The organism is Hymenobacter arizonensis, from assembly GCF_900115775.1.
GTDB lineage: Bacteria > Bacteroidota > Bacteroidia > Cytophagales > Hymenobacteraceae > Hymenobacter > Hymenobacter arizonensis.
The window spans coordinates 499,906-515,219 of record NZ_FOXS01000004.1; the positions used below are offsets into that span (position 1 = coordinate 499,906).

The 15,314-nt window shown below is 55.4% G+C and carries 13 protein-coding genes; 9 read left to right on the forward strand and 4 right to left on the reverse strand.

Annotated elements, in window-relative coordinates; all coding sequences use genetic code 11:
• Positions 1 to 352: 352 nt before the first annotated feature.
• From BMZ66_RS16510 to BMZ66_RS25585, 4 genes are all read right to left on the reverse strand, one after another.
• Positions 353 to 2,095: a S41 family peptidase gene (locus BMZ66_RS16510; protein ID WP_092676065.1), complete on the reverse strand. Its 1,743-nt coding sequence runs from the start codon at positions 2,093 to 2,095 to the stop codon at positions 353 to 355.
• A 176-nt stretch (positions 2,096 to 2,271) separates the two neighbouring features.
• Positions 2,272 to 3,558, reverse strand: a complete 1,287-nt coding sequence (locus BMZ66_RS16515) for a hypothetical protein (RefSeq protein WP_092676066.1) — start codon at positions 3,556 to 3,558, stop codon at positions 2,272 to 2,274.
• A gap of 456 nt (positions 3,559 to 4,014) precedes the next feature.
• Positions 4,015 to 4,800, reverse strand: coding sequence for an IS3 family transposase (locus tag BMZ66_RS16520; protein WP_092676069.1), 786 nt, complete (start codon positions 4,798 to 4,800; stop codon positions 4,015 to 4,017).
• A 195-nt stretch (positions 4,801 to 4,995) separates the two neighbouring features.
• On the reverse strand, positions 4,996 to 5,133 hold the full coding sequence (locus BMZ66_RS25585; RefSeq protein WP_177204766.1) for a hypothetical protein: 138 nt from the start codon (positions 5,131 to 5,133) through the stop codon (positions 4,996 to 4,998).
• 463 nt (positions 5,134 to 5,596) lie between these two features.
• On the opposite strand from BMZ66_RS25585, the gene BMZ66_RS16525 reads away from it, so the two are divergent.
• From BMZ66_RS16525 to rfbH, 9 genes are all read left to right on the forward strand, one after another.
• Positions 5,597 to 6,595: an STELLO glycosyltransferase family protein gene (locus BMZ66_RS16525; RefSeq protein WP_092676072.1), complete on the forward strand. Its 999-nt coding sequence runs from the start codon at positions 5,597 to 5,599 to the stop codon at positions 6,593 to 6,595.
• A gap of 13 nt (positions 6,596 to 6,608) precedes the next feature.
• Positions 6,609 to 7,586, forward strand: coding sequence for a glycosyltransferase family 2 protein (locus tag BMZ66_RS16530; protein WP_092676075.1), 978 nt, complete (start codon positions 6,609 to 6,611; stop codon positions 7,584 to 7,586).
• 169 nt (positions 7,587 to 7,755) lie between these two features.
• On the forward strand, positions 7,756 to 8,682 hold the full coding sequence (locus BMZ66_RS16535; protein ID WP_092676078.1) for a GDP-L-fucose synthase family protein: 927 nt from the start codon (positions 7,756 to 7,758) through the stop codon (positions 8,680 to 8,682).
• 187 nt (positions 8,683 to 8,869) lie between these two features.
• Positions 8,870 to 9,769: an ABC transporter permease gene (locus tag BMZ66_RS16540; protein WP_234795129.1), complete on the forward strand. Its 900-nt coding sequence runs from the start codon at positions 8,870 to 8,872 to the stop codon at positions 9,767 to 9,769.
• A 30-nt stretch (positions 9,770 to 9,799) separates the two neighbouring features.
• Entirely contained in the window at positions 9,800 to 11,107 is a 1,308-nt protein-coding gene (locus tag BMZ66_RS16545; RefSeq protein ID WP_092676081.1) for an ABC transporter ATP-binding protein, read from the forward strand.
• A gap of 4 nt (positions 11,108 to 11,111) precedes the next feature.
• The gene (gene rfbF / locus BMZ66_RS16550) at positions 11,112 to 11,882 is read left to right on the forward strand and encodes a glucose-1-phosphate cytidylyltransferase (protein WP_092676085.1); all 771 of its coding nucleotides are present in this window, start codon (positions 11,112 to 11,114) and stop codon (positions 11,880 to 11,882) included.
• Position 11,883: 1 nt separating this feature from the next.
• Positions 11,884 to 12,957, forward strand: a complete 1,074-nt coding sequence (rfbG, locus tag BMZ66_RS16555; protein WP_092676088.1) for a CDP-glucose 4,6-dehydratase — start codon at positions 11,884 to 11,886, stop codon at positions 12,955 to 12,957.
• The gene (locus BMZ66_RS16560) at positions 12,954 to 13,874 is read left to right on the forward strand and encodes an NAD-dependent epimerase/dehydratase family protein (protein ID WP_092676091.1); all 921 of its coding nucleotides are present in this window, start codon (positions 12,954 to 12,956) and stop codon (positions 13,872 to 13,874) included. The genes rfbG and BMZ66_RS16560 overlap by 4 nt, the downstream gene beginning before the upstream one ends.
• A 150-nt stretch (positions 13,875 to 14,024) precedes the next feature.
• Positions 14,025 to 15,314: lipopolysaccharide biosynthesis protein RfbH (gene rfbH, locus BMZ66_RS16565; RefSeq protein WP_092676094.1), on the forward strand; the 1,290-nt coding region annotated here is incomplete at its 3' end.

The following is a 15,314-nucleotide window of genomic DNA, read 5'->3' on the forward strand; positions in this document are numbered from 1 at the left end:
TAAGTTTAGGTCGCATCCGAGCAGGGCCAGAGCCGCTCTTACGTGAACTAGAAACGCTCCTTTCAGTGAACCTCACGCGCAGGCCTGCAGCTAGCGGCAAAGTGACCTTTGCAGTTCCAGGTGAGTTTAAGAAACTTGTCTACGATTCGTCGTTTACGAAATGTCCCGAGGCGATGAGTTTCGTAAACTCCTCATTTCGCTCGAAGGGTCGTGATTGGGGGCCTGGCAGCGCCTACCTGTGGTCAGGCGCAGATTCAAGGCAGGGGGCAGCCTATAAGCGCGACTTTACGTCCTGCGAACGGTCGTTTACAAGAGGTAAACCGGGGCTGCTGCGCCGTAAGCAGTGCGTCGGCTACTTTGTCCTGGCCGGTGCCCGGATGATGAGTTCGACGGCCCGGTCCCGTAGCTCGTCGCGCCCCTCCCGCAGCCCCGCTATGGTCGGGCGCACGGGCACATCAATCCGCAGGCCGACCCGTTGGGTTTCGCGGCCGTCCGGATAATAGGCGCCAATGCCAGTCATCAGGGTTTTCAAGCCGCCGGGCAGCGTGATGGGCGTGGTGTTGCCGTCGGCGCCCGCCGTTTGGCTGCCCAGCAGGGTGCCGTGGGGGGTGGCCTGGAAAGCCATCGCCGTAAACTCGGCCTGGCTCCGGCTTTTTTCGTTGACCAGCACCACGACGCGGCCCGTGTACGGTGTGGCGCCGACGGGCTTCAGTGTGTCGGCCGGGTACCACAGGAAGCGCCCGGGATAAGTCGGGTCGCGTTGCGTGAACTTGGCGTAGGCAACCGGCTGCGCGAGCAAAAAGCCCGGCAGGTAGGTGGCCACAAATTCACCGGGGTAGTTGCGCTGGTCCACCACGATGCCCTTGGTGTGGGCAAAGGCGCGCATGAGGGTGGCCACCTTGGCGCCCTGGATGCGGGCCATGTCGATGTAGCCTATTTCAGGCGTAAGGAACCGGTACATGCTGTCCGCTACCGCTGGCTGAACGGGCGGAACCGAGCCAACCGGTGCCGCGGGCGACACCACGTGCAAGGACCGGCCCGCCCGCACCACCTGGACGTCTACCTGTGGCGTCGCGCAATACAGCAGGTTCAGGGCGATGGTGTTGAGCTGGGCCGCCCGGTTGGACGCCCCCGTCTCGGGCAGGCGCTGCTTCACCAGGTCGGTCACCGCCGTGCCCGCCAGGTGTGTCAGGACGTCGCCGGGCTCGAGCGGGCACGGGGGCACGAGCCCGTCGCGGCGCACGCGCACGACCACGGCGTGGTCTTCGAGGAACTGCACCTCGGCGGCCACCTGGTAGGCGCCGCGTTCCGCTTCCAGCAGCGCGTCGGGGGGGTAGAAGCGGGCGTGGCCGTCGTGCACCCGGGCAAACAAGGCCAGGGCGGCGTGCCGGTACGCGAGCGGGGTGGCCGCCGCCGCGAAGCGGGGCAGTAGCTCCGGCAGCACCCGCGCCCATTCCCCTTCCAGGGCGTAGGGGTAGGGGTAGTAGTACTGCAGCATGTTCCAGTAGCGGCACAGCCCCAGCAGGCGGAGGCCCGGGGGCGGCAGGGGCGAGGCGGCGTAGGCCTCCTCGTGCGGAAACAACGTGGTGGCCCCCACCTGGGTCACGTAATAGGGGGGGCCCTGGTAGCGGTTGGCGGCGACGAAGGCCAACTGCTCGCGGAGGGCGGCACCGAAGCGCTTCGCGTCGTGGGCCCAGCGCAGGTCGGGGGCCAGGCGCACCGGTTTCGTCGGCGGCGCCGCGCAGGCGGGGCACGCCGGCACGGGCCCGAGGCCGGTCACCCAGGCGCTGAGCAGGCGGCTGCGCGCGGCGACGGAGCGGCAGGCCAGCACGGCGGGCACCTGGCGCAGGAATTCGGCGTCCCAGTCGCGCTGGCCGGCGGCCACGGCGGGGTGAAAGTACTTGAGGAAGCCCCACACCTGGCCCAGCGCGGCCAAGTGGTCCACTTGTCGGGGAGTCAAGGTCGCTACTGCCGGGGCGGTTGCGGCCCCGGCGGTGGACGGGGAAGCCGGTGCCAGTGGGGCCGGTTGGGCACGTGCGCACACGGTCATGCCGCTAAATACAAGGCTCAGCAGGCGGGAAACAAAAGGGGTCATGGCGAAGAGAAGAGCGGGCAGGTGTCAAAAAGCCCCCCGAGTTAAAAAAGTGGCTAACCGTAACGAAGAACGGGTAAGACGAGCGGGCGTCGCCACCTGGCGCCTTGCGTGGCAGCCGGCAACCGTTCGCGGTGCGTCCTACCGTGCGGCCGGACGATGCCGTTTTTCGGTCCCGCTTACTCGCGCCCGGGCGTTCGGTGGAGCACCAACTGGTTTTCTCCTTGCAGCCACGTAATGGCGTGCTGCCAGGGGTGCAACCGACGAACCGCCCGACTCGCGAGGGGGTGCCACGTCTCGCCATTGGTGCGGGTTTCCAGGATCGCCCCGGTTTCGGCCAAGAGGTACCCGGTCGGGGTGCCCGGCACAAAGGCCACTTGTTCAAAACTGGTAAAGGGCGGAACGGTGACGGGCCGCCACTGCCCGGCCGCAAAGCGCAGCAGCCGTTTGGCCGGCAACGCCACGTACCCCAGGGTTCCACGGCTGAGGTGCGGTTTACGGCCGGCCATCGTGACCCACAACTCGCCCGTTTGCGCTGGCGAGAGCGACTGCACATCGACCGTGTCGGGGGTGTCGACCAACTTGGTGGGCGCCTGCAAGCTACTCGGCAACACGAAGATGTTGCCCGCCGTGGCACTCATCACCGAACTCGGCAGGGTGGGCATGCGGTCGCTGCCGAAGACGTAAAGGGCCGAGTCCTGGGCGGAAACCAGCAAGCCGGTCACGCCCCGGCTGAGGCGAATGCCGTAAGGATGCAGGTTGGAATTCGCGGCCAACCGGGGCGTGCGCGTCGCCTCGGTGCCGTAAATCCAGAGGTCGCCATCGCCGTGCAAGGGAACGGGGCCGGCCTCTTGGCGGGCGTACGTGCCCACCACAAAATTGCGTCCGACGGCGGCGAGGGCCGAGGGGTAGAAATTGGTCGGCATCACGTGCGTTTCCCAGCTACTGCCCTGGTTCTGCGTGAGCGCCACGAAGGCCTGTTGGCCCTTGTTGGCGAAGTAGCGATGAAAAGACAAGGGGGCCAGCGGCGTGTGCGTCAGCACCGTCGCATGGGGCGAGGTGGGGTCGGGCGTGCGGTATTGCTGCCACGCGGAGCTGCACGAGAATAGCAAGGCGCTGGTTACCAGCAGCAGGCCCCAGGCGGCAGCCAGGGGGCCGGCCGCGGCCTTTCGACGGCCCTGCCACGCCACCCAGAGGAGCAGGAGCAGGGGAAGGGCTGCTGCGGCACCCCCTCCTTTTTGTACGGGGGCCTCCGGTGCTTGCGCCGTCCCCACCAAGGCCCCGTGGGTTTGGTCCCGAAAATAGAAATGCGAAATGGGAAACTGCCTTGGGGTTTCGACCAACGTCGTGCGCTGGCCGGCAAAGCGATAGAGTTGCCCCGTTTGGGTTAAGACGTAGCCGGAAGAATCCGTTAAAAATTGAAAATCCTGCAGCGGAGGCAGGGTGCTGAACGTAAAGGTTTTCATACAGGCAAACCGGGAAAAGGCCATACGGGGGCGGCGGATGGGAGGCACAAAAGTTGCTCTTATTCCGGGAAGCGTAAGCGCGTTAACCTTCCTGACCAAATGCCGCCGCGAGGCTTGACACGTAAACTCGCCTTTTTGGAAGAAGAACCTCTTAAAAGAGCCGGTTTTGCGGCACGTGAAATAAGGCCCCTGACCGGAAAAGCACCACCCCGGTTAGGCGCCGCGCAGCGGGGCCAACAGCGGTGCGATTCCGAGGTCGGGAGTATAACGGATGTTATGGTAAGGGACAGAAACCAGAAACAAAAGAGAAGAATTGCACTTTCCCATTGCCTTCAAAAGCCTGTTTGTGAGATGGTCTAGCTAAGCCGGACAAAATTGGGACTTGGTTTGGAGTTGGGTTTCGAAGTGGTTAGGCGAGTGGTAGCCGAGCGGGGAATGGCGGCGTTCGGAGTTGTATTAGGCGATGTGGTGGCTGATTTCGAGCTTGGCTTCGGCTAATCCCGGGAAGCTACCGCCGGCGAGTGATTCGGCCTTGAAGCGGCTCCAAAAGGACTCGGCGTGGGCGTTGTCGTAGCAGTTGCCGCGCCGGCTCATGCTTTGCTGCGCGCCGTGTTTGGCGACCAAGGCTTTGAATCGGGTGGCCGTGTACTGGCTGCCCTGGTCGGAATGCACGACGAGCCCCGCCCGGGGCTGGCGCACGACCAATGCGCGGCGCAAGGCCTCGCTGACCAGGTCTTCGGGCATCGTGTCGCGCAGTTCCCAGCCCACGATTTTGCGCGAGCAGCGGTCGAGCCACACGGCCAAATACAGCCAGCCCCCGCCCTGGCGCGGCAGGTAGGTAATGTCGCCGACCCACACCCGGTTCGGGGCGGTGGGGGCCGGCTGACCCAGCAAGCGGTTGGGCGCGGCCCGCACGGCCGAGTCCGAGTCGGTGGTGCGCGGCACAAACGAGCGCGGCTGCTGGGCCCGCAGGCCGTGGGCTTTGAGCACGCGGCGGATGCGCCAACGGCCCACAGCGTGGCCCTGGGCCTGCACTTCGGCCCGCAGCCGGCGCGTGCCGTAGCGCTGGCTGTGGCGCGCAAATGCCTGCCGCACGGCTACCTGCCAGGCCAGTTCAGGAGCCAGATGACCTTGCTGCCGGCGCCAGGCGTAGTACGCGCTGGGCGCGACTTGCAGGACCTGGCAGAGCCGGCGCACGTGCACGTGGGCCTGGCACTGGACGATGTAGCGGTAGATGCTCACGGGGTCGGCTGGGCAAGCCTGCGCTTAAAGCAGGCAACTGGCCAAGGCTTTTTTTAAAATGTCGAGCTCCTACGCCAGCCCCTTATTCGCGGCGCGCAGGGCGTGCACTTCCGGGTCGCGGGCCACTTCCACGCTGCCCACTTCGGCCACGAGTTGGGCCTGCTGCCACCGGTAGAGCAACTTGGGGCTGATGCGCTACCGGGTACGACCCAACTGCCGGGCCGCGGCTTGCGTGCTCCGGCTTTCCGAAGCCAAGCGCAGGTCCTCGGCCTTAAACGTCTCGTCGTATTTTCGTCGTTGGTCGGGCGACGACCCGCTCTTTTTGGCTGTCATAACAGAAGAAATATACGTCTCTCTTTTGTCCGGCATGCCTAGACCACCTCACCACTGACACACGCTATGCACGCGACTCGGCGCAGTCGCGCCAGCGGCTGCATACCTCCAGCTTCTACCGGTACCTGTGCCTGAAGCCCCAACCTCAGACTTTTACTGACAGCTTACAGTACCAATTCGTTACGCAGGCCGGTATCCGATTCATCTGCCTATCAAGCAATGCTAATTTGCCAGACACCCTGATTCCCTTGGTGAGCCAGCATTTTGTAGACCCCGATTTGGAGGAGAAATTTTATGACTTACTCGGCGCTGCCAAGTAAGCTAACAGCTGCGTTAGGGGTGTCTGAGAGGCAATGAGTAGTTGAGGAAACAATCATAGGCTTAAAAAGGCTACCTTTGCGGCGCTAAACTTTGGGCTAGCTTTCAGCTTTGCCTTTATGCTGCATTCACCAACGTTTCTTTTATGCCTCAGTCCAGTATTGTCATTACCTCCATTTTTGCACCTACGGAGGCAGTTAAAAAATTTGCAAATTTATCTGATTATCAACTAGTCGTTGCCGGTGATAAAAAATCACCTACTGACTGGAGCGAAGAAAACGTAACCTACCTCTCGGTAGCTGACCAAGAGGCCGCCGGCTTCCGGATGAGCGAAAAGCTTCCTTTCAACCACTACGGGCGCAAAATGGTGGGCTATCTACACGCTATTCGCGGTGGTGCTGAGGTAATCGTTGATACCGACGATGACAATATCCCCTACGACGGCTGGTCGTTCCCCGAAACGGAAGGGGTGTTTACCACCTCGCCGGCAAACAAAGGCTTCGTAAATATCTATAAGAACTTTACCAGCCACCACATCTGGCCCCGCGGCTATCCCCTCGACCTCATCCTCAACACTGAGCACAATCTCAAAGAGGAAGACTTAACCCAGGAAATGGCTAAGATTGGAATCTGGCAGGGCCTGGCCGATAGCGACCCCGATGTAGACGCTATCTACCGTTTAGTCGACAACACTGAGATTTTCTTCGATAAGCGCAGTCCTATCGTATTAGCCGAAGGCACCTTGTGTCCCTTCAACTCGCAGAATACTGCCGTGCGACGCGAACTTTTTCCGCTGCTTTACCTGCCGGCTTACGTTACGTTCCGCTTCACCGACATCCTGCGCGGGCTCGTTGCCCAGCCCATTATGTGGGCTCACGGCTACCGTTTGGGCTTCACCGAAGCCACGGTAATTCAAGTGCGCAACCCGCACGACTACGTTAAGGATTTCGAATCGGAAATTCCCTGCTACCTGCACCCCAACCGGGTTATCGCAGCAGTTTCCCGGGCCATCAGCCCTTCCAATACGGTGAGCGAGAACTTGCGCCTGGCTTATGCTGAATTGGCCAAAGAGGACATTGTATCGGCGCAGGAAATAGAGCTCCTGGACCTCTGGCTTGCTGACATCGCGACTCTTACCAAGTAAGGTGGCTATACCCATGCAGGAATTCCCTTCTGTCTCTGTTGTCATTCCGTCTTGGAACCAAGGCCGCTTTATCGACCGGACGCTGCTCAGCATTCTCAAACAGGACTACCCCGGTACCATAGAAATCATTGTGTCCGATGGAGGTTCGACTGATGAAACTGTTGAAGTACTTAAAAAGTACAACGACCGGCTTATCTGGTGGTCTGCCCGAGACAAAGGATTTGTGGATGCTGTGACCAAAGGAGTAGCGCGGGCAACTGGCGAAATTCTAGCCATTCAGAGCTCCGACGACTACTACCTGCCCGGAGCTTTTCGGGCCATGGCAGCGGCATTTCAGGAGTATCCCAACGCTAGCTTTATCTCCGGTGGTGAATACGCCATCGACTTGTCCGGCAATGTGATGAGTAGCAGCAGCCCGCGGGGTGAAATCACCCCGCGCAGTATTCTGTTTCAAAGCATTCCGCCCCAGCACGCCACGTTCGTCAAGCTCCGTTACTTTGAGGAAACGGGAGGCATGCGGCGCGAGGTAGACATGTGCGCCGACATCGACCAGTGGTACCGTGTGGCCCACCTGGCCCCCGGGCATTACATCCCCGACATGCTGGCCGTGTACCAGCTGCACCCAGACCAGCGGACTGCTACCAGCGACAAGTGGTTTCCCAACCTCGTGAAGATGGTAGAGCTCTGCGAGCAGGAGCCCCGCTACGGCCAGAAGTTCCGCCTCACTGACGAAGAGCGCCGCAACCTGTACACGTACTGGGAAATAAACTGGACGGGCAAGCGGGACATGTCGTTGGCACGTCCCATTGCCTTCTCCAAGCTGCTTGGCCTGCTGAGTTACAGCCCCCGGACCCGCCGCATGATACTTGGTACCAGCATTAACCCGGTACTGAAAAAGCTGGTGCCAGCTGGCGTGGTCGATGCGCTACGGCCAGCTACTGCAGCAGCCAGTCTCTATGCCAAACCTAATCTAGATTGGTGGAAAGTCTAGGGGCCATATGACCGGCCAAATGGCGTGCTCTGCCTGTAGGGCCAGGGACCTGCGTAGTCAACAACGCTCTTGACTACGCAAAACAGTCCACAGTCTGACAAATGCTTAGCTGCCGCTGAAACCTATCATTTTATAATTCATTTGACTACCAGCGAATCCTCGCGTTACTATGGAAAAAAACGCTAAAATCTATATTGCCGGACACCGTGGAATGGTGGGCTCGGCCATGATGCGTCGCATGCAGAAGGCGGGCTTTACCAATTTCATAACCCGGATATCCAGCGAACTCGACTTGCGCAACCAACAGGCCGTAGCTAATTTTTTCGTTCAGGAAAAGCCCGACTATGTGGTACTCGCTGCCGCCAAAGTAGGTGGCATCAATGCCAATAACGTTTATCGGGGAGAGTTTCTCTACGATAACCTCATGATTCAGAACAACATCGTGCACCATTCTTACCTGAATGATGTGAAGAAGCTTTTGTTTCTGGGTTCCTCGTGCATTTATCCCAAAATGGCGCCACAACCGTTGCAAGAAACCTCCTTGCTCACCGGAGAGCTGGAAAGCACCAACGAGCCCTATGCCATTGCCAAGATTGCCGGTATCAAGCTCTGCGATGCCTACCGGAGCCAGTACGGCTGCAACTACATCTCGGCCATGCCCACCAACCTCTACGGGCCGCACGATAACTACGACCTCAAGAACTCGCACGTGCTGCCTGCTCTCATCCGGAAGTTCCACGAAGCTAAGCTGGCTGGCACCCCCGAAGTAGAAGTATGGGGTACCGGCACGCCACGCCGCGAATTTCTGCATGTCGACGACTTAGCCGATGCTTGCTACTGGCTGCTTGAGAATTACAACGAGCCAGGCCTAGTGAACGTGGGCACGGGCGAAGACCTCAGCATTCGGGAACTGGCTGAGCTTGTGCAGCGCATTGTAGGTCACGAAGGCAGCATCCGCTTTAACACTGACTATCCCGATGGTACTCCACGCAAACTTATGGACGTGAGTAAGTTGGCCAGCTATGGCTGGAAGGCTACCATCGGACTCGAAGAAGGCATTGCAGAAGTCTATAGCGGTGCCTTTGAAGTGGCTTAATCGAACTGGACTAGCGGCTTGAAATGAAGTCAGAGCCGATTGGTAGCCCGTCAAATGGCGGATTGTACGCTATCTTTGCTATTGCTCTTCATCTAAAAGCACAATCTTCGATTAATCGTTAGTTAGGTTGTGTGGTGAACATTGCTACACAGGGCAACCCTTATATAATACTGTTATTCAACATATTGTGCAACACATAGAAGTTTTAAGACAACCTAAGCCGATAGTTGTTTCCCCCTCGAATAACAATGAGTGGACGGAAGTTATCGAGCCGCGCACCAACCTTCTCGACTTACGCCTCGGCGACGTGTGGCGCTACCGCGACCTAGTGATGATGTTTGTGCGGCGCGACTTTATTTCCACCTATAAGCAGACTGTACTAGGCCCCATCTGGTTTTTTATTCAGCCACTGCTCACCACACTCACGTTCATCATCATCTTCGGCCAAGTAGCTAAGCTTTCGACCGACGGACTCCCACAAATCGTGTTTTACCTCGCCGGAGTTACAGTATGGAATTACTTCTCCCAAACTCTGACGGCTATTTCCACGGTTTTTGTGACAAATGCCGCCATTTTCGGTAAGGTCTATTTTCCCCGACTTACCATGCCTGTATCCATCGTTCTGGCTAATATAGTTCGGTTTCTTATCCAATTTGGGCTATTTCTGGGTGTCTGGCTCTATTACATATTGCGCGGCGATAGCACTATTAACCCCAACTGGCTGATTGTACTGACCCCTGTGTTGTTAGCGATGATGGGCCTGATGTCTTTGGGGTTGGGCATGATATTCAGCTCGCTTACCACCAAGTACCGCGACCTGTCGATGCTACTTACTTTTGGTGTGCAACTGCTGATGTACGCCACGCCCGTCATCTATCCGCTTTCCAGCATTCCAGAGGAATATAGGTGGCTTGTTCTGGCCAATCCAATGAGTTCCATCGTGGAAACTTTCCGGTATGCTTTCCTTGGCTCCGGCTCTTTCAACTGGGTGTATTTGGGCTATAGTGCCCTTTTTACAGTTGTAATTCTACTTGCCGGAACCATTATTTTCAATAAAGTTGAGAAAAGCTTTACCGACACGGTGTAAGGCTTTTGCCAGAATAGAATTCATTTATATATGAGTAATATTGCGATAAGAGTAGAAAACCTTGGCAAACAATACCGATTAGGCGAAATCGGTACCGGTACTCTCAGTCACGACCTGAACCGTTGGTGGGCACGTATGCGTGGCAAAGAAGACCCCTTTGCAAAAATTGGCGAAGCCAACGACCGTACAACCAAAGGCAACAGCGAATATGTCTGGGCCTTAAAAGATGTCAACTTCGACGTAAAAGCCGGTGAAGTGCTAGGCATTATCGGTCGCAATGGTGCTGGCAAATCCACACTGCTGAAAATCCTTTCTAAAGTGACGGCCCCCACCACGGGCCGCATCAAGGTAAATGGTCGCATTGCCTCCCTATTAGAAGTAGGCACTGGCTTTCACCCTGAACTAACCGGACGTGAGAATATTTACCTAAACGGAGCAATTTTGGGCATGTCGAAGAGCGAAATCAATCGCAAATTCGACGAAATCGTGGATTTTTCGGGTGTTGAGCGCTACATCGATACGCCTGTTAAGCGATATTCATCGGGTATGTACGTGCGGCTGGCATTCGCTGTATCAGCCTTTTTGGAGCCAGAAATTTTGATTGTGGATGAAGTGCTGGCCGTAGGCGACGCTGAGTTTCAGAAGAAGTGCCTGGGGCGGATGAAGGACGTTAGTACTAACGATGGCCGAACTATCCTTTTTGTCAGCCATAACATGGCGGCTGTCTCAACCTTATGCTCTACTAGTGTATTGATGCAGCATGGAACGGTGCTGGACCACGGCGATACCAAAAACATAATTGAGCAGTATATATCCATTGGCCGGACGTCGAATGGTGAGGTCTGGGAAGATGATATCAAGTGCACGTTAACTAATCCGAACCTGAAATTCAAAAAGGTTTCGCTAATGGGTAAAAACGGTCCTTCCAACAGCTTTGGCTTAGACGAGGATATAGTTTGTCAGATTGATTATGAGGTAGTGAGTGACAGTACCACAGTAGTGCCTAGTATTCACTTACTCAACAACTATGGAGAGTGTATTCTGGCTTCATTTAATGCTACTTCGGTTAGTCTGATACCAGACCCATATTTTGATAAGGTATTGCCTAAGGGCCAATATCGGGTTCAATGCACTATTCCTCGATATTTCTTAAATGATACGCAATACACGATTAGTGCATTTATTGCTAATGATATCTCTTTTCATAACATGACGTCGGCTGAGGAAGTTATCTCCTTTGAAGTGAATGAAACCGGTGCCATGCGGCAAGAGCATATCGGTACTTGGATTGGACAGATACGACCGCGCCTGGAATGGAAAACCACCAAAGAATTGTAGAGAAATGAAAGTCGTAATTCTAGCTGGAGGCTTAGGAACCCGCTTATCCGAAGAAACCGTACTCAAGCCTAAGCCAATGGTGGAAATTGGTGATATGCCAATTTTGTGGCACATCATGAAAATATATTCTTCGCACGGGTTTAATGATTTTGTAATTTGCCTAGGTTATAAAGGCTACGTTATCAAGGAGTACTTTGCTAATTATTTCCTTCATAAATCTGACGTAACTATCAATCTCAAGGAGAATTCTTTGAAGGTACATGATAGCTACGCTGAGCCTTGGAATATTACGCTGGTAGATACTGGTTTAGAAACTATGACCGGTGGCCGGATTAAGAAAGTAGCCCGGCATCTTGGCAACGAACCCTTCCTGTTGACCTATGGCGATGGTGTTTCAGACGTCGATGTAACGGCGCTTGTGGCCTTTCACAAAAAGCAGGGTAAGCTTTGCACGGTTACCGCTGTACAGCCGAGCGGCCGGTTTGGCGCTATAAATATGACTGATCAAGAAACAGTAAATTCTTTCACCGAAAAGCCGAAAGGCGACGGGGCATGGATTAATGGAGGCTTTTTCGTCTGCGAGCCTGAGGTGATTGAATACATTGCAGATGATGCCACTATCTGGGAGCGGGAGCCCATGGAACAGCTTGCGACTGATGGGCAGATGGGGGCCTACAAGCACTCCGCTTTTTGGAAACCAATGGATACCCTCCGCGATAAAATAGAACTGGATAAGGAATGGCGTGCTAACACTGCAAAATGGAAAACATGGTAGTATGAACCTGAAATCAGTTTACGAAAATAAAAAGGTATTCTTGACTGGACACACAGGCTTCAAAGGTGCTTGGCTATTGCAATGGCTGCACTTATTGGGAGCTCAGGTGAAAGGTTATGCTCTTGCGCCCCAGCATTCCGACGACTTATATAACTTGATTGAAGGTGATAAGCTATGTGAATCTGTAATTCATGATTTGCGTGATGCTGCTAAGCTGGAAGCGGAAGTTCTGGCCTTTCAGCCCGACTTTATTTTCCACTTGGCGGCCCAGCCGCTAGTTCGTCTTTCTTACGAAATCCCTGCTGAGACCTTTACAGTTAACGCTATCGGTACGGCCAATGTGTTGGATGCCGTGCGCAAGCTTGCTAAGCCATGTGTTGTAGTATTAATTACAACCGATAAGGTATACGAGAATAAGGAATGGGTATTTCCCTACCGAGAAACTGACCGATTGGGTGGCTATGACCCTTACAGTGCCAGTAAAGCTTGTGCTGAAATCATTATTCGCTCTTACACGCAGTCCTTTTTCAATCCCGCCGCATTTGAGCAGCACCAGAAGAGTATTGCCAGCGCCCGCGCTGGCAATGTGATAGGAGGGGGCGACTGGGCCAAGGACCGAATTATCCCTGATATTGTTCGTGCATTGGATGCTGGCTGCGCAGTAGTCGTTCGCAATCCCCAGGCCGTGCGGCCGTGGCAACACGTGTTAGAGCCTGTTGGTGGCTACCTGCTACTGGGCGCAAAGATGGCTGCTACGCCCGCAGAACAAGATGGTGCTTGGAACTTTGGCCCTTATGCCGAAGATAACCGCACCGTGGGCGATTTGGTACAAACAGCCCTTAATATTTGGGGTAGCGGTAGTTATGAGTCTCCGCAGCTAGCTAATCAGCCCCATGAAGCAGGTTTACTCAAACTCGATATTAGTAAGGCTACCAATCTATTGGGCTGGTTACCGAAATACAAAGCTGCTGAAGCTATTTCTTTAACCATTAATTGGTATAAGGAATTCTTTACCAAGCGGGAAAATATTGCAGATTATACAATTGGTACCATTCGAAACTACGCTAAACTATGAAAGTTGCGGTAGTAGGGTCGAATTCGTTGCTGGCTTCCTACTTAGTGGACACACTTTTGGAAGATAATGTGCATCATCTGCACTTATTTGGTAAAATGCCTGGCGTGGATAACGCGAATACGACGTTCACCTATTTCGCCTATCCTGAAAGTGTGGTTGATTTTTCTACGCTTCTTTTGTGCGATGCCATAATTTATTGCGCTGCTACAGGAGTTCAGGCAAATAAAGTAACAGATACTTCGCTAGTATACGAGGTAAACGCATTATTGCCAATCAAAATAATCAATTACCTGAGCGACCACTGTTTTTCCGGTATATGGGTAAGCTTCGGGTCATATTTCGAAATCGGGAATAATGATGCCAATCATTACTTTACCGAAGCTGAAGTGACGTTAAGTGAATTAGCTATTCCAAATCATTATTGCTCATCGAAAAGGCTGCTGACCAGGTTTTTAAGTAGTGGATTAACTACAATTAAAGTGTTTCATTTTATTCTCCCTACCATTTATGGTGCCAGGGAAAACTCCTCTCGATTAATACCTTATATCGTTGAGTCTTTAAAAAATGAGCAGCCTATGCAACTGAGCGCAGGTACCCAAGTGCGGCAATACCTGCATTGTCTCGACGTAGCTGCTTTAGTAAGGCTGGTGATACAATCTGACTGCTTACCTGGTATCTACAACGTAGCCAGTGAGGAAGCCATACAAATTCGGGATTTAGTAAAAAGGATTTTTTCGTCGTTTAATAAGGACGCCGAAACTTCTTTGGGTTCCTTAAGTACCCGGGATGAAAGCATGAGATTTCTGGCTATTGATACTCAGAAACTTGCTGAATACATTCCTGAATGGAAAGCTTCTGTGGATTTGCAGCAAGGTATAAATGAGTACTTGCAGCAGTCAGTTTTATCAAAAGAGTAGATTCCATTAATCTCTTCTCCGTTTAATTATTTGAAAAGGTGGCAGGCTATCATTAGTACGCTGCCTCAGTTGAGTCATAGGTATTTGGGAGTGCTTTCCACAGTTTACTCTTCTACCCTCGTCTCAACGATTATTTAACTGCCCAAGCACATGTTTAAGAATATTACTGAAGAGAATGGATTGCGCGAGTCGCTGATGAAGGTTGCCAATGCAAACGTGACCAAGGTCATCGTGCCGGGGGTGGACTACATCCCGGTGACGGGCAAGGTGCTGGACGCGGAGGACCTGCTCTACGGGGTGGACGCGACGCTCGACGGCTGGCTGACGACGGGCCGCTTCGGCCCCAAGTTCGAGCAGAAGCTGGCCAAGTGGATGGGGTGCAAGTCGGCGCTGGTGGTCAATTCGGGCTCTTCGGCCAACCTGGTGGCCTTCTACACCCTGACCTCGCCCAAGCTGGGCGAGCGCGCCCTCAAGCCCGGCGACGAGGTCATCACGGTGGCGGCGGGCTTTCCGACCACCGTCAACCCGCTGATTCAGTTCGGCTGCGTGCCGGTGTTCGTCGACGTCGACATTCCCGGCTACAACATCAAGGCGGAGCTGCTCGAGCAGGCCGTCACGCCCAAGACCAAGGCCATCATGATGGCCCACACCCTGGGCAACCCGTTTAACCTGGCCGAGGTGATGCGCGTGGCCCAGAAGCACAACCTGTGGGTGATTGAGGACGACTGTGACTCGCTCGGGGCCACCTACAACGGGCAGAAGACGGGCACCTTCGGCGACCTGGCCACGCTCTCCTTCTACCCGGCCCACCACATCACCATGGGCGAGGGCGGGGCCGTGCTCATCAACAACATCCGGCTGAAAAAGATAGCCGAGAGCTTCCGCGACTGGGGGCGCGACTGCTACTGCGAGCCGGGCAAGGACAACACGTGCAACAAGCGCTTCTGCCAGCAGCTGGGCGAGCTGCCCCACGGCTACGACCACAAGTACACCTACTCGCACATCGGCTTCAACCTGAAGGTGACCGACATGCAGGCGGCCATCGGCCTGAGCCAGCTCACCAAAGCGGACTTTTTTGTGCAGCGCCGCCGCGAAAACCACGCCTTGTTGCTCAGCAAAATGAAGCAGTTTGAAGAGCACTTCGTCCTGCCCGAAGCGACGCCCAATTCCGAGCCCAGCTGGTTCGGCTTCCTGCTCACGCTGCGCGACGACAGCCCCATCAGCCGCCAGGCCCTGGTGCAGCACCTGGAGGACCACAAGATTGGCACCCGCCTGCTCTTCGCCGGCAACCTGCTGCGCCAGCCCGCCTACCGCCACATCGCGCACCGCGTGGTAGGCGACCTCTCGAACACCGACACGGTCATGAACCGCTCGTTCTGGCTGGGCGTGTGGCCCGGGCTCCACGAGGAGCACTACGACTACATGGTCGAAGTTATTCGC

Excerpts from the sequence above, each read along its gene's own strand:
- BMZ66_RS16545 (WP_092676081.1), top strand. The coding sequence starts at position 9,800 with ATGAGTAATATTGCGATAAGAGTAGAAAACCTTGGCAAACAATACCGA.
- BMZ66_RS25585 (WP_177204766.1), bottom strand. The coding sequence starts at position 5,133 with ATGACAGCCAAAAAGAGCGGGTCGTCGCCCGACCAACGACGAAAATAC.
- rfbF (WP_092676085.1), top strand. The coding sequence starts at position 11,112 with ATGAAAGTCGTAATTCTAGCTGGAGGCTTAGGAACCCGCTTATCCGAA.
- BMZ66_RS16515 (WP_092676066.1), bottom strand. The coding sequence starts at position 3,558 with ATGAAAACCTTTACGTTCAGCACCCTGCCTCCGCTGCAGGATTTTCAA.
- BMZ66_RS16535 (WP_092676078.1), top strand. The coding sequence starts at position 7,756 with ATGGAAAAAAACGCTAAAATCTATATTGCCGGACACCGTGGAATGGTG.
- rfbG (WP_092676088.1), top strand. The coding sequence starts at position 11,884 with ATGAACCTGAAATCAGTTTACGAAAATAAAAAGGTATTCTTGACTGGA.
- BMZ66_RS16530 (WP_092676075.1), top strand. The coding sequence starts at position 6,609 with ATGCAGGAATTCCCTTCTGTCTCTGTTGTCATTCCGTCTTGGAACCAA.
- BMZ66_RS16525 (WP_092676072.1), top strand. The coding sequence starts at position 5,597 with ATGCCTCAGTCCAGTATTGTCATTACCTCCATTTTTGCACCTACGGAG.
- BMZ66_RS16560 (WP_092676091.1), top strand. The coding sequence starts at position 12,954 with ATGAAAGTTGCGGTAGTAGGGTCGAATTCGTTGCTGGCTTCCTACTTA.
- BMZ66_RS16510 (WP_092676065.1), bottom strand. The coding sequence starts at position 2,095 with ATGACCCCTTTTGTTTCCCGCCTGCTGAGCCTTGTATTTAGCGGCATG.